Genomic DNA, 19,949 nt, shown 5'->3' on the forward strand with positions numbered 1-19,949 from the left:
TTTATGACAAGGGAAGGAAGCGGCACGGGGCAATGCGCTTGGTGCCGGCGGAGAGACTCGAACTCCCAACCTACCGATTACAAATCGGTTGCTCTGCCAGTTGAGCTACGCCGGCGCTGGCCCCGGTGGGCACGACAGCCGCAAGATATCTGCGCATCCAGGCGCTCGCAAGGAACGTGGGCGCGCGTTGCCTACAACTTCCCGTCCAATGTCAGCAGCGGATCGTACAGTTCCGGCCGGCGGTCGCGGAACAGGCCCCAGGCAGCCCGCTGGTTGGCGAGCGCGTCGAGGTCGAAGGTGGCGGCGACGGCGGTTTCGCGGTCCTCACCGGCTTCGGCCAGTAGGGCGCCGGTGTTGTCGGTGACGAACGAGCGGCCGTAGAAGGTGACGGTGCAACTGTCGCCTTCTTCCGCGCCGATCCGGTTGCTGGCGACCACCGGCATCAGGTTGGCGGCGGCGTGGCCCTGCATCACCCGCTGCCAGTGGCCGCGGCTGTCCAGGGTGGGGTCCTGCGGTTCGCTGCCGATCGCGGTCGGGTAGAACAGCACCTCCGCGCCCATCAGCGCCATCGCGCGCGCGGCTTCCGGGAACCACTGGTCCCAGCAGATCGCCGTGCCCATGCGCCCGAAGTGGGTGTCGAACACCATGAAACCGGTGTCGCCGGGGTTGAAGTAGAACTTCTCCTGATAACCCGGCCCATCGGGGATGTGACTCTTGCGGTAGACGCCCAGGATCGTGCCGTCGGCGTCGATCATGGCGAGGGAATTGTAGTGCGCGGTGTTGGCGCGTTCGAAGAAGGAGATCGGCAGCACCACGCCCAATTCGCCTGCCAGCGCGGCGAAGCGCGCGATCACCGGATGTCCTTCGAACGGGCGGGCGAGGTTGAACAGCTCCGCCTTCTGGTCCTTGCAGAAGTAGGGCGTCTCGAACAGCTCCTGCAGCAGGATCGCCTGGGCGCCGTCGGCCGCGGCCTGGCGGACCAAGGCTTCCGCCCGGTCCAGGTTGTCGTGCGTATCCCAACTGCAGGCCATCTGCGTGGCCGCGACGGTGATCTCGCGCATCTTGGGTGTCCGCCCCTTGTCGGTGGCTCGTCCTGACTGCGGTCGATTGCATCAGCAAACGGGCGCGAGACCAAGGGGCAACGCGCCCGTGCCGGTGCTGGGCGGCTGGCTAGAGCACACCCAGATCGCGCGCGGTGCGGTCGATGCAGGTCCGCAGCGTGTCGACCATCTGGTCGATATGCGTGCGCTCGAACGTGAGCGGCGGGGAGACGATCATGGCGTCGCGCACCGCCCGCAGGATCACGTCCGAGGCGAAACAATGGTCGCGGCAGATCGTTCCCGCCTTGCCCAGTGGTTCGAAGTGTCGGCGGGTCGCCGGGTCGGCGCACAGCTCGACCGCGCCAACCAGGCCCAGCGACCGGACCTCGCCCACGATCGGATGGTCGCGCAACTCCGCCAGTCGCCGGGCCAGGTAGGGGCCGGTGTCGTCGCGGACCTTCTCGACCAGCTGCTCGCGTTCCAGGATCGCCAGGTTTTCCAGCGCGACCGCGCAGGCGACCGGGTGGCCGGAATAGGTGAAGCCGTGGAAGAATTCGCCGCCCTCGGCGATCAGCGTGTCCGCCACGCGCGGGCCGACCATCACCGCGGACAGCGGCAGATAGCCGCTGGTGATCCCCTTGGCCAGGATCATCAGGTCGGGCTCCAGGCCGTAGTATTCGCTGGCGAACCAGTGGCCGGTGCGCCCGAAGCCGGTGATCACCTCGTCCACGATCAGCAGCACGTCGTACTTGCGGCAGATATCCTGCACCCGCGGCCAGTAGGTCTCCGGCGGGATGATCACGCCGCCCGCGCCCTGCAGCGGCTCGCCAACGAAGGCGGCCACGTTTTCCGGGCCGATCGACAGGATCTTGTCCTCGACCGCCTGGGCGGCGGCCTCCCCGAAGGTGGCGGGCGACAGCTCGCCGCCGTAGTCGAACCAGTAGGGCGGCATCACATGCTCGAAGCCGGGCAGCGGCAGGCCACCCTGGCCGTGCATCGCCGCCTGACCGCCCAGCGACGCGGAGGCCATGGTCGAGCCGTGGTAGGCGTGCACGCGGGAGAGGAAGACCGTCTTTTCCGGCTGGCCCTTGAGCGCCCAGAAGTGCCGGACCATCCGCACCATCGTATCGTTGGCGTCCGAGCCGGAGGAGCCGAAGAACGCCCGGTCCAGGCCCTTCGGCGTCAGCTCGGCCAGCTTGGCCGCAAGCTCGATCGAGGGCGGCGTCGCCGTCTTGAAGAAGGCGTTGTAGTAGGGCAGCTGCAGCATCTGGTCGTAGGCGGCCTGCGCCAGCTCCGGCCGGCCGTAGCCGACGTTGACGCACCACAGCCCGGCCATGGCGTCCAGGATGCGCCGGCCCTCGCTGTCGGTCAGGTGCACGCCGTCGGCGTGGGTGATGATCCGGCTGCCGCCTTCCTCGGCAAGGCCCTTGTAGTCGGTGAAGGGGTGCAGGTGATGCGCGGTGTCGCTTTCGCGCCAGCGGACGGTCTGGTCGGGTTGGCTGGTCATGTCGGGGTCGGCTCCGAACGGGAAATCCTGAGGGGAGAAACGGCGGCGGCAGGCCGCGTCCTCAGGGGTTGAAGCCGATCCGGGCGCAGGTGATCAGCACGTCCGCCGCGACGTCGCGGGCGCGGCGGGGCAGGGGATGTTCGCTGGTCGGAATCATCTTTTCGCTCACACGTTGAGCAGCAGGTGCTCGCGCTCCCAGCTGGAGATCACACGCTGGTAGGCTTCCAGCTCGGCGTCCTTCACGGAGGTCACCACCTGCACCAAATCTTCGCCCAGCACGCGCTTCAGGCCGCTGGACCGGGAGAAGCGGTGGAGCGCGTCATAGAGCGTGCGCGGCAGGGTGTGCGCCAAACGGTAGCCGCTGCCCTCGACCGGCTTGGTCGGCTCCAGCTCCTCGACCATACCAAGATAGCCGCAGGCGAGCGAGGCGGCCATCGCCAGGTAGGGGTTGCAGTCCGCGCCAGCGCAGCGGTTCTCCACCCGCCGGCTGTCGGCGCCGGACACGGGCACGCGGAAGCCCACCGTGCGGTTGTCCAGGCCCCAGTGCGTGTTGATCGGCGCATCGGAGTGGCGCATCAGCCGGCGATAGGAATTCACGTTGGGCGCCAAGAGCGGCATCACCGCCGGCAGATACTTCTGCAGCCCGGCGATGTAGGAGAGGAACAGCTCGCTGTTTTCGCCGTTGTGGGAATTGGCGAACAGGTTGCGCCCGGTGGTTGAGTCCAGCACCGACTGGTGGATGTGCATCGAGCTGCCGGGCTCGTTCTCCATCGGCTTGGCCATGAAGGTCGCGTAGACCTTGTGGCGCATCGCCGTTTCGCGGACCGTGCGCTTGAACAGGAAGGTCTGATCCGCGAGTTCCAGCGGATTGCCGTGGTTGAAGTTCATCTCCATCTGCGCGGCGCCGGACTCGTGGGTCAGGGTATCGATGTCGATGCCCTGCGCCTCGCAGAAGTCGTAGACCTCCTCGAACAACGGATCGAACTCGTTGACCGCGTCGACGCCATAGGACTGGCGGGCCGTCTCCCGCCGGCCGGATCGTCCGATCGGCGGTTCCAGCGGGTAGTCCGGGTCGGTGTTCACATCGACCAGGAAGAATTCCAGTTCCGGCGCCACCACTGGCGTCCAGCCCCGTGCCCGGAACAGCTCGAGCACCCGTTGCAGCGTGCGCCGGGGGGCGATCTCCACGGGCGAACCGTCGAAATAGTGGGCGTCGCAGATAACCTGCGCCGTCGGGTCCTCGTACCAGGGTACCCGGCGCATGGTCTGGACGTCGGGCTTCAGGTAGACGTCGATCGTCGCCGGCGAGGTGACGCCGTCGTTCTCGCCGTAGTCGCCGGTGACGGTCTGGATGAAGATCTGCTCGGGGATGCGCAGGCCGGTCTCGCGCATGCCCTTGAGGAATTTCTGCGCGGGCAGGATTTTGCCGCGCGCGATGCCTGCCAGATCGGGCACCAGGCATTCGACTTCGTCGATCGTGAAGCGATCGAGGAAGTCGCTCGCGACGTGGTCGTCGCCGTTGTCGGATGTCATGCGGAAAAAGAACTCTCGGGTCCGCTTGGTCGTCCGTCGCCGGCCGGTCGGCCGCGCCGGGGCCCTCGCGCGCCACCGTGGGCCGGTTGCCCGCCGGCCGCGAGGCCGAACGCATCCTACGTGGGCCCGCAGACGGTGGCAAGGCAGGCTAGGCTCTTGACGCCAGCAGCGGGATCGTCAGTGTTAAGGGCACAGTTCCGAGTTCCCGTCCCGCCTGCAGACAACGGTTCCCGTCCGCGTGAGCGCGCCCGCGCACATCGATTCCTACTACGCCGCGACCGCCAGCCCGGCCCCAGAGCGCCCGCCGCTTGCGGGCGAGGTGCGCGCGGACGTGTGCGTCGTCGGTGGCGGTTTCACCGGGGTTACCGCCGCCTTGGAGTTGGCGGAGCGCGGCTACAAGGTCGTGCTGCTGGAAGGCATGCGGATCGGTTGGGGCGCGACCGGGCGCAATGGCGGCCAGGCGTCGACCGGCTTCAACGCCGATATCGCCAAGCTGCGCCGCTGGGTGGGTGACGCAGGCGCCCGGCAGCTGTTCGACCTGGCCGAGGAATCCAAGCGGATGATCGTCGAGCGGGTCGCCCGGCATGCGATCGACTGCGATCTTGTCTGGTCGCATTTCAACGCGGCCAACAAACCCCGCCATCTGGATGAACTGAAATCGGAGGCGGAAGTCTGGTCGCGTTTCTGCGGCTACGACCGTACCGAGATCATCGAGCGCGACCGCCTGACCGACTGGGTCGACAGCGATGCTTACGTCGGCGGCATGGCGGACTTCGGCAGCGGCCATCTGCATCCGCTCAACTACTGCCTGGGCCTTGCCCGCGCGGCCGAGGAGGCGGGGGTTGTTCTGCACGAGAACAGCCAGGTCACCCGGCTGGAGACGGACGGCGCGAAGCCGCGCGCCGTCACGGACCGCGGCGCAGTCGAAGCCGACTACCTGCTGCTCTGTGGCAACGCCTATCTAGGCGATCTGGTGCCGCAGATCCGGTCCAAGGTGATGCCAGTGGGCACCTACATCGGGGCCACCCATCCGTTGGACCCGGAACGGGCGCAGCGCTTGCTGCCGACCAACGCCAGCGTCTGCGACAGTAACTTCGTGCTCAACTACTACCGCCTGTCGGCGGACCGTCGGCTGCTGTTCGGCGGGCGGGTCAGCTATTCCAGCGTGATGCCGCCCAATCTGCCGAAGGCGATGCGGGGGAAGATATTGCAGGTGTTCCCGCAGCTTGCGGACCAGGAGCTCGAATACTGTTGGGGCGGTTTCGTGGCGATCACTCCCGAGCGAACGCCGCACATCGGCCGGTTGGGCAACAACGTGCTGTTCGCTCAGGGCTTCTCCGGCCATGGCGTGGCCCTGACCGGCGTCGTCGGGCGCATGCTTGCGGAAACCGTGCGCGGCCAGGCGGAGCGCTTCGACGTGATGGAAAAGCTGCCGCACACGCCTTTCCCGGGCGGTAAGCTGCTACGCACGCCGCTGCTCGCGATGGGCATGCTGTGGTACCGGATGCGGGACTTCCTGCCTTAGACACGGCGTTTGTGCAGGGCGATGTGCGGTTAGGGCGTGACAACGACGCGCGTCCGCTTAAGTCCTGCGGTGATATCCGTGCCTCTTGAGGGAGCCGATGATGAAAACCCTGCGGCGGCGTACCGTCATGGCGGGGGCGGCGTCCGCCCTGGCGCTGCCGGCTCTCCCGCGTTCGGGCGTTGCGCGCCAGGGCGGCTGGGCGCAGGTGCGCGACGCCGCAAGCCGCTACCGCCAACTGCATGCGATCCTGGTGGCGCACCGCGGCGAGACGGTGGTGGCCGAGGCCTTCCGCGGTTCGGGCCTCGATGCCGTCGCGAACGTGAAGTCCGTCTCGAAATCGATCGTGGCGCTCCTGCTTGGCGCGGCGATCGACCGTGGCGTCATCCAGTCGGTCGACTCTCGCCTGGGGGACGTCGCCCCGCAGTTGATCCCGGCGGACGCGGATCCGCGGGTCCGGGATCTGACGATGCGGGACTTGGTTACGCTGCGTGCCGGGCTTGAGCGCACCTCGGGCCCGAATTATGGCGAATGGATCGCTTCCGATAACTGGGTGGCCGACGCTCTGTCTCGACCGTTCGTGGCAGCGCCGGGCGGGCGGATGCTGTACTCGACCGGCAGCTTCCACGTGTTGGGCGCTGCCCTGGCCGAGGCGGCCGGTCGGGATCTGCTTACCTTGACCCGGGAGTGGTTGGGTCGGCCGCTGGATATCCAGGTGCCGGCGTGGACCCGGGACCCGCAGGGCTACTACATGGGTGGCAATCAGATGGCGCTGACCCCGCGCGCGCTGCTGAAGCTGGGCGAGTTGGTGCGCCAAGGCGGCCAATGGCAGGGCGACCAGGTTCTACCCGAAGACTGGATCGCGGCCAGCCTGACTCCGGTCACCCGCTCGCCCTATTCGGGTCTCGGCTATGGGTATGGCTGGTTCGTGACCCAAACGCGTAGAGGGCGGCTGGCGCTCGCGCGTGGGTATGGCGGCCAAATTGTCGCAGTTGCGCCCGATGTCGGGATCAGCGTCGCGATTACGAGCGATCCGACGCAACCCGCACGCAGCGGCGGATACTTCGGAGATCTGATGGCCCTGATCACCGATGATGTCCTGGCGGTGGGCTGACCCTGACCTCGCCGCGTGATGTATTGTATTTCTGGTATCCGAAACATCCACTTGAGATGGATTCGCATCCCCAACCACGTGGGTAGCGGTAATCGTTTGCACGCGAGAAGTTTCTGCCGATCTTCAAACAGGTAAGGCTTCTTCTCTTAATTCTGAATCAAATATGGTTTTTCGATTTTCTATACGAAACTCGTGTGAGCGATCGGGTCCGGTCCATTGTGTTGCGAATATACTGGCATCGATATGTATATTTTTATACAAATTTAATTCGAAACGCAGGAATGTTGGCGCCGTCTTACCGCTCGCCACAGAGCCTTAAGTTAAGTAAGCCAAGCTCGCGCAAGCCGATTTAAAGCAGGTCCGATTCTAAGTGAGTTCAATGGTGGATGGAAAGCAGGCAGCCGGGTGGCGGTAGGGCAGGCGTGACGAGGCGAGGGGGACGTATCATGGCTGAGATGGATTTTGAGGAACAAGACCATCCCTACCTCGATGCCGCGCCGGCGTCGGTACTGGTGACGGACTGCGACCTCGACCGGTCCGGCCCCCGGATCGTCTATGTCAATGCGGCGTTCGAACGGATGACTGGCTGGCCGCGTGAGGAAATCGTTGGCCAGACGCCGCGTGTCCTGCAGGGGCGCGAGACCGATCATACGATCTTTAGTGACATGGCCTCGCAACTGCGCGCCGGGCAGACCTGGCATGGCGAGACTGTCAACTACCGGCGGGATGGGACGCCGTTTCTCGTGCGTTGGTCGGTTTCCCCGGTCCGGGACGATCAGGGGCGGGTGTCGAACTATCTGGCGATTCAAGAAGACGTCACCGAACAGCGCCGGTGCGAACGATCCTACAACCATATGCAGGCCCTGGTTGCCCGCGTGGTTGAGGCGGCCCCGGATGGGGTGATCGTGACCGGGGCGGACGGGCGTATCGTCAACGTCAACCAGGGCGCTGTCGCATTGCTCGACTGGTCGAAGGATGCCTTAGTCGGCCAGTCCTTTACCTGGATCGTTCCAGGCGGCATCGCTGCCGTACAGGCTGCGGCGGACGAGGGAACCGATCGCCCCGGTGTTTCTGGTGGCCAGAATACGGGCACGCAAGGCGAGATCACGGCATACCGGCGCGACGGCACGACCTTTCCCGCGGCGGTCTCCCTGGTGTGCGTCGGTGACGAGGGCGCGGCCTGTCACGCCGTTTTCCTGCGCGATCTAACGGCCCGCAAGGCCCGCGAGAACGCGCTTGCCATGAGCGAGACCCGGCTGCGCAATGCGCAGCGGATCGGTCGAATGGGGGGTTGGTTCTATGATCTCGCGACGCGGGAAACCGAACTGATGCCCGAGGTGCTCTATCTGTTCGGCCAGGAGGCTAAAGCCCGGAACCTTGCACATGACGAGGTGCGCGCCTGGATCCATCCCGACGACCTGGCACGCGTTGCGGAGACGTTCCGGGCCGCCCGCGCCACGGCGGGACAGTATCGCTGCGAATACCGTCTCATCCTGGCTGACGGTACCGTCATGGTGGTGGATGTGATCGGCGAACCGTTGACCGACGATCGCGGTCGGATCACGGGGTACGCCGGGGTCGTTCAGGACATTACCGAACGCCACCGCGTGCAGGAGGAATTGGTGGCTGCGCGCAATGCGGCGGTGGCGTCCAGTGAGGCGAAATCGCGCTTTCTCGCGATGATGGGCCATGAATTGCGTACGCCGCTGAACGCGATCAACGGTTTCGCCGATCTGCTGGTCAATGAAACGTTGGGTCGGCACGTGCATCCGGCCTACCGCGATTACGCCACCCATATTCTTGAAAGCGGTGAGCATTTGCGGGGCATCATTGAGAGCGTGCTTGACGTCGCGCGTATGGAGAATGGGCGCATCACACTCGAGGAAGACGTCATCTGTCTCCGCGACTTGTTGAAGGCCGCGACCAACTGGATGACGGAGCAGGCTGATCGCGCGAACCTGAGCCTTGAGGTCAAGGACGGCCCGCCCGTGCGGCTCAAGGTGGATCCGCGGCTGATGCGGCAGGTCGTGAGCAACCTGGTGGACAATGCGATCAAGTTCAGTCCAGCCGGAGGGCGGGTCGTGATCGCCCACAAGTTATGTGTCGACGGCAGCCTACAGATCGTGGTGAGCGACGAGGGGCCCGGGATTCCACCGGAATACGTCAACGAGGTTACCGAGCCGTTTGTCCAGGTCGATACCCGGTTGGAGCGTAAGTACGACGGGCTGGGGCTTGGTCTGCACTTGGTACAGTCGTTCATGCGGCTGCATGACGGTCGGTTGGATATCGATAGCGCGGCTGGCGTGGGGACCAGAGTGACGGCGGTGCTGCCACCCGAACGGGTCATGGAGATGGAAGACCTTAACTGCGCGTTGGATCCAGACGTTGCGGTCGGGACGGACGCGGCGTTGGTCTCGAAATCGGCCTAACTGCCACGCTGCGCAGACATCGCCAGCACGTCTGTCACCCCACCGCGTCGGGGGTCACCCGCAGCCGTAACCGTGCCGTCGCCGGCGCGGTCAACCGCATGCACCCCGCCGAAGAACATATTCCGTTCCGGCCAACGATTGACCCGCTCGCCTTCCATCGCGGCGGCGGTCATGGCCGCTTCCGTGAACCCTGGCTCCAGACTGACCAGTCCGCGTTCGACGTGTAGGCGCGGTGCGTCCACGGCCTCGGCCACGCTCATGTCGTGATCGACCAGGTTGCTTGCGACCTGAAGGAGCGCGGTGCGAATGCGGTTCGAGCCGCCGGAGCCGAACGCGATCCAGCGCCCATTTGCCAGTTCCAAGACACTCGGGGCCATCATCGAGGCGATCCGCGTGTCCGGCGGCCAGGCGTCGAAGCCGTCGGGGTGCAGGTCCTCTTCGCCCAGCATGTTGTTCAGGTGGATGCCGGTGCCAGGCCACGTGTGGCCGCAGCCCTCGCCGTTCGACAGGGTCACGGCGGCCAGATTGCCGTCAGCGTCGGCGATCGAGATGTGCGTGGTGCCGCGTGTGCATTGCGGCCGCTTCGCCATCGCGGTGCGGTAGCGGTCCAGCAGCTCGGGCGCAAACAGCGCGCGTTCGGGCGTTTCGGCGCCGCCCAGCCGCCCGGCTTCCGCCCGCGCTTCGGAGGTCAGGCGCATCGCACGGGCGAGGGTGCGCAACAGGTCGGCACTTCCGGCCGGTTCGGCCGGCCCCGCCGCCTGTAAAAGATCGAGCGCGAAGGCGACCAGCATGCCACCGCTGGATGGTGCCGGATTGGTCAGGAGCCGCGCGTCCCGGTAGGTGCACGCCAGCGGCTCTCGGCGGGCGACTTGGTAGGTCGCGAGATCTTCCGCGCTGAGATGACCGCCGTACGCCTTGCACTGCGCGGCGAGTGCGTGGGCCAGTGGTCCTTCATGGAACGGCCGGTCGCCTTCCGCGCCCAACTGCTCGAGCGTGTCGGCAAGGGCGGGTTGGACCAGTCGGTCGCCGGACGCGCGTGGCGTGCCGTCAGGTGTCTGGAAGACCTGCGCCAGCGCCGGCGTGGTGCGCAGGATCGGAGCCAGGATGCGCCCGGCATAGGCGTCGAAATCGCGCAGCGGCACGCCCGCCCGCGCCAGTTGCGCAGCTGGCGCCATCAGTGCGCTCAGCGGCCGGCTGGCCAGATCCGCGTGCACCGCCGCGATACCGCGGATCGTACCAGGCACCGCCGCCGCCCCCAGACCGATGTGGAACCCCTGCGTTGTCGGGCCGAAGTCGACCTCGACCGCGCGGAAGTCGGTCTGGCTGCCCCGATGCGCGCGGCCCGGTGTCTGGGCGAAGAAGTCGTACAGGACCGCAGGCCCATCCGCCGGATGGGCGAGCAGGAAGCCGCCGCCGCCCAGCGAGCCGAGCAGCGGCTCCGCCACACTTGCCGCGGCGATCGCTGCGAGTGCCGCGTCGAACGCGTTGCCGCCGTCCGCCAGCACGTCGCGCGCCGCTTGCGCCGTCGCCGGATGTCCGGCCGCGACCGCTGCCCGGCCGGTGCTGTCCTGCGCGTGCGTCATAGTGCTGGGGTCTAGCACTGCGTGTGCTGGCGGGCTAGTGGGGTGGTGCTCCCAGATCGTCCGGAGTAAGGGAGGGGATGGATGCTCCGTCTTCTACCGCCCAAAAAGGATCTTCTCGTATGACTACCGCCCAACTTACCGCACATCAGCGCGCGCTCGGCCTCGGGGCAGTGGTCGCGGCCAGTGTCGGCGTGGGTGGGACGATCGGGATGCTGATGCCCTTGGCGAACCTGACGCTGGAGCGTTGGGAGCTGTCAGCGACCCTGATCGGGCTGAACAGCTCGGTGCAGGCGCTGGCGATGCTGGTTGTCGGGCCGTTTCTGGCGGGCTGGGTCCGTCGGCTGGGCGCGGTACCGGCGTTGATCCTGGGCACCGCGCTCGGCGTGGCGGCGATCCTGGCATTGCCGTTGTTCCCGGCGCTCGGGCCCTGGTTCGTGCTGCGTTTCCTGATCGGCACGGGGATGGCGTTACCTTGGTTGGTGGCGGAAACCTGGGTCAACGCGATCGCGCGGGAAAGCAGCCGGGCGCGGGTGATTGCGGTCTATTCGATCGCGCTGTTTGCCGGGCTGGCGTTGGGGCCGCAGCTGCTACAGGCGATCGGACGTGAGGGTGTGCTGCCGTTTGTAGTCTGTGCGGGTTTGCTTGGACTGTCGGCCCTGCCAATGGTGGCCGCGCGCGGCCTGCTGCCGGACCTGGAGGTTCCGCCAGGCCTGCGCATCCACCAGGTGCTGGCGCGTGCGCCCACGGTTGCCGGCGCGGCCCTGATCGCGGGCGTGAGCGAGAGCGCGTGCTACATGCTGTTGCCGGTCTACGGCGTGCGTGCCGGCGTCGGGGAGACAGTAGCGCTGACATGGCTGACCGTGCTGATCCTAGGCGCGGTCGCCTGGCAGTTTCCGATGGGCTGGCTGGCCGACCGGATGGATCGCCAGCGCCTGTTGGGTCTGGCCGGGATCGCGGGGGCGCTGGTCCCGCTGGCGCTGCTGACCTTCGGGTCCGGTAGCTGGGTGGTCTGGCCGCTGTTGTTCGTCTACGGCGGGATTGCGCTTGGCTACTATACGGTCGGTTTGGCGCATTTGGGCGCGCGCTTCGGCCCGGGCGAACTGGCGGTGGCCAACGCCGGCTTCATGGTGCTGTACGAAACCGGCACGACCGTCGGTCCCGCGCTCGCCGGAACGGGAATGGAGTTGTGGGCGCCGCACGGCTATCTGGTGGTGTTGAGCGCGTTCGGCGCCGCTTTCGCCGTGCTGGTTGGTTGGCGCCGGCGCCCCATGCGCAGAGGGTAAAGCAAGCTCGCAAAAACGGGTGGCCAGCTTTTGGAAGCATGTTCCGACAGGCTCGGGCGCGCCCTCAAGCGGTCACATTGCGCATGTGTCATGGATGCTGCAAAAGACCGTCTAGACGACGTTTGTCAGGAGACCTGCCGTCATGGCCATCCGCGCTCTCACCCTCGCCGCGGCGCTTACGCTTGTTGCCGGCGCAGCCACCGTCGCCGCCCAGGAAGACGACCAGCAGAATAGCCCGGGCGAGATGGCGCGCGAGGGCGTCGAGCAGTTGATGAACGCGATCGAGACGTTCGTGCACTCCCTGCCGATGTATGGCGCGCCGCGGATCGACGACGAGGGCAATATCATTATTCCGCGCATCGACAACGACGAGGCCCCCCAGCGCAAGCCCGAACGCAAGCCGGAGCGACGCGACCGGTCACCTGGTGGCGAGGGCGACGTGACGGAGATTTAGCTGGGCGCAGATCTGCCGGGCAGCTTCAACCGGCGCGGTTCGGCGGAGTGGAGACGCCGTATCCACCGCGTGGCCTTGAGGGCGCGCGGTCTGCTGCTATGTTCCGCGCCACGTCAGATGTTCCGTCCCAGACGGCCCGTTAAGGCCCCGCCAAGATAAAGGACATTCGCGCGACATGGACGATCCGCTCGGCGTCTACGTGCCCGGCGGCCGGCTCGACCGGCAGGACAACGAGATCGGCGCGCTTGCCGGTCTGACCTTCGCGGTCAAGGATCTGTTCGACCTCGAAGGCGTTGCCAAGACTTGCGGCAGCCCGGCTTACGCTGCCCGGTTCACTGAGCCGGCCACGGCCAATGCGCCGGCCGTGGCAACGCTGCTGACCGCAGGCGCGCGTCTGACCGGGCGCACGGTGATGGACGAGCTCGCCTACAGCCTGACGGGCGCGAACCCACACCAGGGTACGCCCACGAATGTGGATGCCCCCGGGCGCGCGCCGGGCGGCTCCTCCAGCGGTTCGGCTGCCGCGGTGGCTGGCGGGCTGTGTGATTTCGCGCTTGGCACCGATACCGGCGGCTCCGTCCGCGTGCCGGCCAGCTACTGCGGTATCCCCGGTCTGCGGCCCAGCCACGGCGCGGTTCCTTCGGCGGGCGCGATGGCGCTCGCGCCCAGCTTCGACACGGTCGGCTGGTTTGCCCGCGACACCGAGGTTCTGGAGGCCGTGGGCGAGCATCTGCTGCCGCTCGACAGCGATGGCGCGGAGATCGGTCGGCTGACGATCGCCGAGGATGCCTGGGATCTGGCCGAACCCGAGACCGCGCGGGCGCTCGCGTCCTGGCAGGATCGGCTGCGGCAGCGTCTGACTGGCGGCGAGGCGATGCGGCTGGCTGGTGACAGCGGCGGCCTTGAGACCTGGCAGCAGGCGTTCCGCATCGTTCAGGCGCGTGAGGCATGCGACCAGCATGGTGCCTGGATCGCGGAAAGTGCGACCGCGCTTGGCTCTGAGTTGGCGCAGCGCTGGGATTGGGCGCGTAGCGTGAGCGATGCCGATGCAAAGGCCGCGTGGGAGACCGTGCGGAGCGCAGCGGCGCGCGTTCAGGCGCTTACCGAGGGCGGCGGCGTCATCGCGCTGCCGAGCGCCCCTGGCGTGGCACCGCCGGTCACGGCCGACGAGGAGGCTTGGTCCGACCACCGCACGCGCGTCCTGACCCTTTCCTGCATCGCGAGCCTGAGTGGCTGCCCGCAGGTCTCGCTTCCGGTCACCAAGCTAGGTGGTCTGCCGCTTGGCCTCGGTTTGATCGGGCCCAGGGGCGGTGATCGCGCCCTGCTCGCCTTCGCCAGCCGGCTGCTGCCTGCCAATCAGGAACGCGATCCGGGGGCGGTGTTCGACGAGGCGTAAGGGCGGATTCACCGTCGCGTTCCGCAGGTCGTCCAGGCCGTTGCCATCGCCAGAACCTTGACCCCCAATGAGGCGTGATCTACGCCGATCCTTGGCCCGGCGCCGCCCGATACATCCCAGTTGCGCCTTTTAACGGGAGCCTGCTTGCCATGCGCACCTTCCGGGAGACTCTACACACCGGTTATGAGCAGACGCTGCACCTCGAGGGCGACCCGCTGGTCGACCGGGAGAGCGCGTTCCAGCACCTACAGGTGTTCGACAGCGTGGCCAACGGCCGCGTTCTGGTGCTCGACGGTATCCTGCAGCTGACCGATCGCGACGAAAGCGCATACTCGGAGATGCTGGTCCATCCGCCGCTGATCGAGCACGGCAACGTTAAGCGCGTGCTGATTGTAGGCGGTGGTGACGGAGCGGTCGCGGAAGAGGTGCTGAAGCACCCGGAGGTCGCGCAGGTCGATCTGGTCGATATCGATGCCGAGGTGGTCGACGTCTCCAAGGAGTTCTTCGCCCACGTCAATAAGGGGGCGTTCGACGACCCGCGCCTGACCTTCTACCCCGAGGACGCCTTCGAGTTCCTGGGGCGTACGGAGCCCGGCACCTACGACTTGGCGATCGCTGATCGGCCCGATCCCGTCGGCCCGGCGCAGAGCCTGTTCGCCAACGACTTCTACGCCCGCCTGCAGCGCGCGCTCGCCAAGCGGGGCATCGGCGTATTCCAGACCGGGTGCCCGTTCTACCAGGCCGACGAGCTTGCCGAGACGCACAAACTGCTCAAGGGCGTGTTCGACGAGGCCGGCGTCTACCTCACGGTCGTGCCGACCTATACCGGCGGCTTCATGGCGCTCACCTGGGGATCGAACGGCCTTCAGCTCGGCACCGCCGACGCGGGCGCGGTGCGCCAGACGATCGCTGCTAGCGGTGTCGAGACCGACTATTACAACGCCGACATCCACGCGGCTGCGTTCGCCCTGCCTGAGTGGATGCGGCGGCTGGTGAGGTAAGGCAGTGCAGACCTCCATTGGGACCTGTGTTCCCAGGAGGGTGCCTTTCTGTGCCGCGCGATCCGCGGATAATAGTCGCACGCGGAGTCGCAACGACCTGGACGGCAACCGGAATATGTTGCAAGTCGAAGGGCTGTAACCGCAGCCGTCCCCGCCGCATTGCGGGGGCATCGTGCGCGCGATCGACCACCACGGAAGGAGTTGGGCTATGTCGCTCAAGGACCTGCTCGACAACAACGCCCGCTGGGCTGCCCAGATTGATGCGGAGGATCCGCAGTATTTCCGCATGCTCAGCCAGCAGCAGAGTCCTGAGTATCTCTGGATCGGCTGCTCGGACAGCCGCGTGCCGGCGAACCAGATCGTCGATTTGCATCCTGGCGAACTGTTCGTCCACCGCAACGTCGCCAACCTGGTGGTCGCGTCCGACCTCAACATGCTGGCGGTTCTGCAGTTTGCGGTGGAGACCCTGCGCGTGCGCCACGTGATCGTAACCGGGCATTACGGCTGCGGCGGCGTGCGGGCGGCGCTGCGTCGGGTGGAGCTTGGCCTGATCGACAACTGGTTGGAGCCGTTGCGGCGTCTTGGCGCCCAGCACGCCGAAGAGCTCGCATCGCTTGGCGACGAGGCGGCGCAGACCGACCGCCTGTGCGAGATCAACGTGGTACAGCAAGCGACCAACGTGGCGCAGACGCCGATCATCCAGGGCGCGTGGCGGCGCGGGCAGAAGGTTTCCGTGCACGGCTGGATCTACGGGCTCGCGGATGGGCGGTTGCGCGACCTGGGCTGCACGTTGCGCGGGCCCGATGATCTGGACCCGGCGACCCGTTTGCGCGTCGAGTAGCCTCGGGTCCTGACGGCGTTCTCCGCCAGCCTCCCCGCGCAGGGGGAGGCTGGCCCCGCGCTCATTCCGTGGCGAGGGCCGGGACGAAAGCCAGTTCTTGCAGGTCGAACGGCGTGTCCTCGTACAGCTTGTACATCCAGTTGCTGAAGAACAGGTAGGCGAACGGCCGCCAGGAATTGATCGGCGGCTGGTTGGGATCGTCGTTCGGGAAATAGTTCTTGGGCACGCCGGTCGCGCGTCCGGCGTTGCGGTCGCGGTGGTATTCCATGCCCAGGGTCTCGGTATCGTATTCCAGATGGTTGAGCATGTAGACGTCGCGGCCTTGCCGGTCGGCGACCAGGCACACGCCGGACTCCTCGGAATCGGCCAGGATATCCAGGTCCGGACTGGCCAGGATATCCTCCCGCGCGACGTCGGCATAGCGCGAGACGGGGCACCAGAAGCGGTCGGGAAAGCCGCGCAGCAACAGCTCCCGGTTGGCCAATACCTGTTGCGGGAACACACCGAACAGCTTTTCGGGGAACACCCGCTTGTCGATGCCGTGCTGTAGGTACAGGCCAGCCTGGGCAGCCCAGCAAAGGTGCAGGCGCCGGAAGACATTGCTGCTGGACCATTCCAGGATTTCCCGCAGCTCGCTCCAATAGTCGACGTTCTCGAACGGCAACTGCTCGACGGGGGAACCGGTGATCACGAGCGCGTCGAAATACTGGTCCGCGACGTCCTTGTGGACGTTGTAGAACTGCTTCAGGTGTTCGGGTTTGGTGTGTTTCGGGGCGTAGCTGGCGGTCGTCAGCAGGGTCAACTCCACCTGCAGCGGCGTGTGGCTCAGCAGCCGCGCCAGTTGGACCTCCGTGCTGATCTTCGACGGCATGAGGTTGAGCAGGAGGACGCGCATGGGTCGGATGTCCTGGCGCAGGGCCAGGTTGGTCCGGATCAGTTCGATCCCTTCGTCTTCCAGGATCCGCTCGGCTGGCGAGTTGTCCGGGATCTTGATCGGCACAGCCGTACACCTCCTGTTTTGCGCGATGCGGGCCTGCGGACGCATGCGTGCCACCGCATACCTCGTGTCAGCGGGGCAGTTTACCGCACGCATCCCGGCATCCCAACCCAGGTGACGCGAGGTCCGGAGATGTTGGTCGGCCTGTGACAGCCCGGGGCCCGCATAGGGATGAAACGGGATTTTCACACACGGGCGGTTGCGAACGCGTGTTTGGACCCAATGTCCGAAGGCAGTCCAGAACGGGCACACCCGCTCGGGCGGTTCACGTCGGCCAACGCCGTGCGGCGCCGGATCGCCCCAACCTCGATCGATTGAGACGCAAGGAGAGTCCGCATGAACCGCCGTACCTCGTTTGGCACCGCCGTGATCGCGCTGGCGACCGCCGCCGGCCTTGCCGTCGCTGGCCTGTCCGTGCCGGCAAGCGCCCAGAACGCCGACAACCAGCAATCCGAGCCGTCGTCGGAACAACAGCAGGCCCCGAGCTATTCCGAGGCCAAGCTGGAGTCCTTCGCCGCCGCTGCGGTCGAGGTGTCCTCGGTGATGCAGGAGTATCGCCCACAGCTACGCGAGGCGCAGCAGAACGAGGATCGCGAGCAGTTCGAGAAGCTGCGTATGCAGGCCAAGAACGCGATGGACGAAAAGATTGCGGCCACCGACGGCATCACCACGGGTGAGTATCAGGAGATTGCCAAGGCCGCGCAGCAGGACAAGCAACTGCGCCAGAAGGTTCTGGGCCTGATGCAGGCCCAGCAGAAGCAGGAGCAGGGTCAGTAAGAGGCCTGCTCGTTTGGAGATCCCCTCGGCGGGTCGCAAATCGGCCCGCCAGGGGATGTTCATGGCGCGGGCGATGGGGCCGGAAAGCGGTTTGTCCGCGCATGCGGTGGGCGATGTGGGCATGCAGCATGAATGAAGACATCGTTACCCCGAAAACTGATGCCAGTAGCAAGACGGCGCGTCCGCGCATGTATAAGGTGCTGTTGCACAACGACGACTACACCCCGCGGGAGTTTGTCGTTGCGGTGCTCTACAGTGTTTTCGGGATGCACGAGTCGAAGGCCTACAGCGTCATGATGACGGCGCACCAGCAGGGGACCGCCCTGGTCGCTGTCTATGCCAAGGATATCGCCGAGACCAAGGCGCAGGAAGCTTGCGATATGGCGCGTCAGGAAGGGCATCCGCTGATGCTCTCGACCGAGCCGGATACCTAGGCCTCGTTGCGCTTGGAGTTGGTGGGCCACCTCTTCACAGGCGTGCAGCCCCAATCTTTGTCGATGGCGTTTGATGGTCGGTGGCTTGTTCAAACGCAGCCGCCCGACGTCCCTGTTACATGACGATGATCTCAAGGGGACGCCGGGTTTGTTTTCGGATCGTTTAGCCTACCTTTCTGCTCAGGTATTCGTCCAAGCGACATCGATAGAGAGGCTTTGACGCCATGGCGCTCAGCGATGCGCAGTCCGCAGAGACTGCTGCGACCCCGCAGCCGACGGCAGAAGATCCCTTTGGCTTCGAGACCAGTTACGCCCGCCTGCCGGAGCGTTTCTACGCCCGTGTGCAGCCGGCCCAGGTACGCGATCCGAAGTTCCTGCGTCTGAACACGCCGTTGGCCCGGGAGCTGGGGCTTGATCCATCGAAGCTGGAAACCGATGCGGGGCTACAGGTCTTCGCGGGCAACCGCGTGCCGGCCAGTGCCGATCCGATCGCGCAGGCTTACGCCGGGCACCAGTTCGGTAATTGGGTGCCGCAGTTGGGCGACGGCCGCGCGGTGTTGCTGGGCGAGGTGACCGACCGCATCGGAACCAAACGCGACGTTCAGCTGAAGGGCGCCGGCAAGACGCCGTTCTCGCGGATGGGGGACGGGCGCGCGGCGCTGTTCCCTGTGGTGGCGGAGTATCTGGGCAGTGAAGCGATGGCGGCACTCGGCGTGCCGACCACGCGCGCGCTGGCCATGGTCACCACCGGCGAGCGGGTGCTCCGCGAGGACGTCCGTCCGGGGGGCGTAATCACGCGCGTCGCGACCAGCCACGTCCGTGTTGGCACGTTCGAGTACTTCGCGCGCCAGGGCGACCAGGAGGGCGTCAAGCTGCTGGCCGACTACGTGCTCGACCGCCATTACCCGGACCTTAAGCAGGCGGAAAACCCCTATGCCGCGCTGCTGCAGGAGGTCACCCGGCGGACCGGCGACCTGATCGCGCAGTGGATGCTGGTCGGGTTTATCCACGGCGTGATGAACACCGACAACGTCTCGATCGTGGGCGAGACGATCGACTACGGGCCGTTCGCCTGGATGGACAGCTATCATCCGGCGGCCTGCTTTTCGGCTGTCGACATGGGCGGACGCTACGCCTTCAACCAGCAGCCGCAGATGGCGCACTGGAACCTGTGCCGCTTTGCCGAGACGCTGCTGCCGCTCCTGGCCGATGACCCGGAGCAGGGGAAGCAGGCGGCCTACGACGCACTGGCAGCGTTCGAGCCTGCGTTCGACGCCCGCTTCAACGCCGGCCTGCGCGCCAAGATCGGCCTAGCAGAGGAGCTAGACGGCGACGTCGATCTCGCACTCGATCTGCTGCAGCGGATGGGCGAGCAGAACGCCGACTTCACGCTCACCTTTCGCAGGTTGTCGGAAGCCAACGGCGCGGACGACGGCAAGGACGGGCCTCTCCGGGCGTTGTTCCGCGATTCCGCGGCGTTTGACGCCTGGGCGGCGCAGTGGCGCACCCGTCTGGCCCAGGAGGCGCGGTCCGACGCTGAACGGCAGAACGCGATGCGGGCGGTCAATCCGGCATTCGTGCTCCGCAAGCACCATGTCTACCGTGCTTACGATGGGGTCCTGGCGGGCGACCACAACACGCTGGACGCATTGCTGAGCGTGTTGGCCGATCCGTTCGGCGATCACCCTGAGCACGCCGATCTCGCCCAACCGCCGCAACAGCATGAGGTGGTCCGCAACACCTTCTGCGGCACCTGAGGCTGGTTGCTGTTCGTCGTGACACAGCCGTGTGGCGGATGAACCCGCGTTAACTGGAAAATGCGGGCAGGGTGAGGTAAGCCTGTACCAACCTGCCCAACGTTGCGGGCCGCACGGGCCTATCTGAAGACGCCAACCTCGCTTTTTCTTGCCCGACGTAACAGTGCGGGGTTCCGCAATCTCGCCCGGCAGGGTCTAACAACGCACACGTACACCCGTACGTCTATCGTCAAAGCGCAAATACACCCTCCTACTGGCTGGATGCAGGGTTGCGCGAGGCG

General features: G+C 66.2%; 16 protein-coding genes and 1 tRNA gene. 11 read left to right on the top strand and 6 right to left on the bottom strand.

All coding sequences use genetic code 11. The annotated features are described in order from the left end of the window. Positions 1 to 39: 39 nt before the first annotated feature. From RHOSA_RS0105685 to RHOSA_RS0105705, 4 genes are all read right to left on the bottom strand, one after another. Positions 40 to 115: transfer RNA gene (locus RHOSA_RS0105685), tRNA-Thr, on the bottom strand. Positions 116 to 191: 76 nt separating this feature from the next. Beyond that, entirely contained in the window at positions 192 to 1,061 is an 870-nt protein-coding gene (gene aguB / locus RHOSA_RS0105690) for an N-carbamoylputrescine amidase (protein WP_027287916.1), read from the bottom strand. Positions 1,062 to 1,170: 109 nt separating this feature from the next. Next, positions 1,171 to 2,547 (bottom strand): aspartate aminotransferase family protein, encoded by a 1,377-nt coding sequence (locus RHOSA_RS0105695; RefSeq protein WP_027287917.1) that lies wholly within the window; start codon positions 2,545 to 2,547, stop codon positions 1,171 to 1,173. Between the two features lie 165 nt (positions 2,548 to 2,712). Next, the gene (locus RHOSA_RS0105705; protein WP_027287918.1) at positions 2,713 to 4,080 is read right to left on the bottom strand and encodes a glutamine synthetase family protein; all 1,368 of its coding nucleotides are present in this window, start codon (positions 4,078 to 4,080) and stop codon (positions 2,713 to 2,715) included. 238 nt (positions 4,081 to 4,318) lie between these two features. On the opposite strand from RHOSA_RS0105705, the gene RHOSA_RS0105710 reads away from it, so the two are divergent. The 3 genes from RHOSA_RS0105710 to RHOSA_RS24040 all read left to right on the top strand — a co-directional run bounded on the left by RHOSA_RS0105710 (position 4,319) and on the right by RHOSA_RS24040 (position 9,145). Further along, positions 4,319 to 5,605, top strand: coding sequence for an NAD(P)/FAD-dependent oxidoreductase (locus tag RHOSA_RS0105710; RefSeq protein ID WP_027287919.1), 1,287 nt, complete (start codon positions 4,319 to 4,321; stop codon positions 5,603 to 5,605). Positions 5,606 to 5,702: 97 nt separating this feature from the next. Further along, positions 5,703 to 6,716: a serine hydrolase domain-containing protein gene (locus RHOSA_RS0105715; RefSeq protein WP_200372006.1), complete on the top strand. Its 1,014-nt coding sequence runs from the start codon at positions 5,703 to 5,705 to the stop codon at positions 6,714 to 6,716. 446 nt (positions 6,717 to 7,162) lie between these two features. After that, entirely contained in the window at positions 7,163 to 9,145 is a 1,983-nt protein-coding gene (locus tag RHOSA_RS24040) for a PAS domain-containing sensor histidine kinase (RefSeq protein WP_027287921.1), read from the top strand. Here the strand turns inward: RHOSA_RS24040 and RHOSA_RS20740 are convergent. Next, a complete protein-coding gene (locus RHOSA_RS20740) occupies positions 9,142 to 10,728 on the bottom strand; it encodes a gamma-glutamyltransferase (RefSeq protein ID WP_037255762.1) in 1,587 nt (528 codons plus the stop codon). The genes RHOSA_RS24040 and RHOSA_RS20740 overlap by 4 nt on opposite strands. Positions 10,729 to 10,847: 119 nt before the next feature. On the opposite strand from RHOSA_RS20740, the gene RHOSA_RS20745 reads away from it, so the two are divergent. The 5 genes from RHOSA_RS20745 to can all read left to right on the top strand — a co-directional run bounded on the left by RHOSA_RS20745 (position 10,848) and on the right by can (position 15,703). Further along, positions 10,848 to 12,011 (top strand): MFS transporter, encoded by a 1,164-nt coding sequence (locus RHOSA_RS20745; protein WP_037255764.1) that lies wholly within the window; start codon positions 10,848 to 10,850, stop codon positions 12,009 to 12,011. 142 nt (positions 12,012 to 12,153) lie between these two features. Beyond that, positions 12,154 to 12,465 carry a hypothetical protein gene (locus tag RHOSA_RS0105735; RefSeq protein WP_027287922.1) on the top strand — a complete coding sequence of 104 codons (312 nt, stop codon included), beginning with the start codon at positions 12,154 to 12,156 and terminating at the stop codon, positions 12,463 to 12,465. A gap of 175 nt (positions 12,466 to 12,640) precedes the next feature. Beyond that, positions 12,641 to 13,861: an amidase gene (locus RHOSA_RS20750; RefSeq protein ID WP_051431846.1), complete on the top strand. Its 1,221-nt coding sequence runs from the start codon at positions 12,641 to 12,643 to the stop codon at positions 13,859 to 13,861. Positions 13,862 to 14,010: 149 nt separating this feature from the next. Next, positions 14,011 to 14,862, top strand: coding sequence for a polyamine aminopropyltransferase (gene speE / locus RHOSA_RS0105745; RefSeq protein ID WP_027287923.1), 852 nt, complete (start codon positions 14,011 to 14,013; stop codon positions 14,860 to 14,862). Positions 14,863 to 15,070: 208 nt separating this feature from the next. Continuing rightward, positions 15,071 to 15,703, top strand: a complete 633-nt coding sequence (can, locus tag RHOSA_RS0105750) for a carbonate dehydratase (protein ID WP_037255766.1) — start codon at positions 15,071 to 15,073, stop codon at positions 15,701 to 15,703. A gap of 61 nt (positions 15,704 to 15,764) precedes the next feature. On the opposite strand, the gene RHOSA_RS0105755 is transcribed toward can, so the two are convergent. Continuing rightward, entirely contained in the window at positions 15,765 to 16,703 is a 939-nt protein-coding gene (locus RHOSA_RS0105755) for a homoserine O-succinyltransferase (protein WP_027287925.1), read from the bottom strand. Positions 16,704 to 17,036: 333 nt separating this feature from the next. Between RHOSA_RS0105755 and RHOSA_RS24045 the strand changes: the two genes are divergently transcribed. From RHOSA_RS24045 to RHOSA_RS20760, 3 genes are all read left to right on the top strand, one after another. After that, positions 17,037 to 17,477, top strand: a complete 441-nt coding sequence (locus tag RHOSA_RS24045) for a DUF4168 domain-containing protein (RefSeq protein WP_051431847.1) — start codon at positions 17,037 to 17,039, stop codon at positions 17,475 to 17,477. 188 nt (positions 17,478 to 17,665) lie between these two features. Next, complete coding sequence (locus RHOSA_RS0105770; RefSeq protein WP_200372007.1) at positions 17,666 to 17,911, top strand: ATP-dependent Clp protease adaptor ClpS; 246 nt, start codon at positions 17,666 to 17,668, stop codon at positions 17,909 to 17,911. A 224-nt stretch (positions 17,912 to 18,135) separates the two neighbouring features. Next, a complete protein-coding gene (locus RHOSA_RS20760; RefSeq protein WP_081728510.1) occupies positions 18,136 to 19,668 on the top strand; it encodes a protein adenylyltransferase SelO in 1,533 nt (510 codons plus the stop codon). Positions 19,669 to 19,949 lie beyond the last annotated feature (281 nt).

Source organism: Rhodovibrio salinarum DSM 9154, assembly GCF_000515255.1.
Taxonomy (GTDB): domain Bacteria; phylum Pseudomonadota; class Alphaproteobacteria; order Kiloniellales; family Rhodovibrionaceae; genus Rhodovibrio; species Rhodovibrio salinarum.

Coding starts and splice junctions, on each gene's coding strand:
- RHOSA_RS20750 (WP_051431846.1), top strand. CDS start 12,641: ATGGACGATCCGCTCGGCGTCTACGTGCCCGGCGGCCGGCTCGACCGG.
- aguB (WP_027287916.1), bottom strand. CDS start 1,061: ATGCGCGAGATCACCGTCGCGGCCACGCAGATGGCCTGCAGTTGGGAT.
- can (WP_037255766.1), top strand. CDS start 15,071: ATGTCGCTCAAGGACCTGCTCGACAACAACGCCCGCTGGGCTGCCCAG.
- RHOSA_RS0105705 (WP_027287918.1), bottom strand. CDS start 4,080: ATGACATCCGACAACGGCGACGACCACGTCGCGAGCGACTTCCTCGAT.
- RHOSA_RS0105695 (WP_027287917.1), bottom strand. CDS start 2,547: ATGACCAGCCAACCCGACCAGACCGTCCGCTGGCGCGAAAGCGACACC.
- RHOSA_RS0105715 (WP_200372006.1), top strand. CDS start 5,703: ATGATGAAAACCCTGCGGCGGCGTACCGTCATGGCGGGGGCGGCGTCC.
- RHOSA_RS24045 (WP_051431847.1), top strand. CDS start 17,037: ATGAACCGCCGTACCTCGTTTGGCACCGCCGTGATCGCGCTGGCGACC.
- RHOSA_RS0105735 (WP_027287922.1), top strand. CDS start 12,154: ATGGCCATCCGCGCTCTCACCCTCGCCGCGGCGCTTACGCTTGTTGCC.
- RHOSA_RS20740 (WP_037255762.1), bottom strand. CDS start 10,728: ATGACGCACGCGCAGGACAGCACCGGCCGGGCAGCGGTCGCGGCCGGA.
- RHOSA_RS24040 (WP_027287921.1), top strand. CDS start 7,163: ATGGCTGAGATGGATTTTGAGGAACAAGACCATCCCTACCTCGATGCC.
- speE (WP_027287923.1), top strand. CDS start 14,011: ATGCGCACCTTCCGGGAGACTCTACACACCGGTTATGAGCAGACGCTG.
- RHOSA_RS20745 (WP_037255764.1), top strand. CDS start 10,848: ATGACTACCGCCCAACTTACCGCACATCAGCGCGCGCTCGGCCTCGGG.
- RHOSA_RS0105770 (WP_200372007.1), top strand. CDS start 17,666: ATGTATAAGGTGCTGTTGCACAACGACGACTACACCCCGCGGGAGTTT.
- RHOSA_RS20760 (WP_081728510.1), top strand. CDS start 18,136: ATGGCGCTCAGCGATGCGCAGTCCGCAGAGACTGCTGCGACCCCGCAG.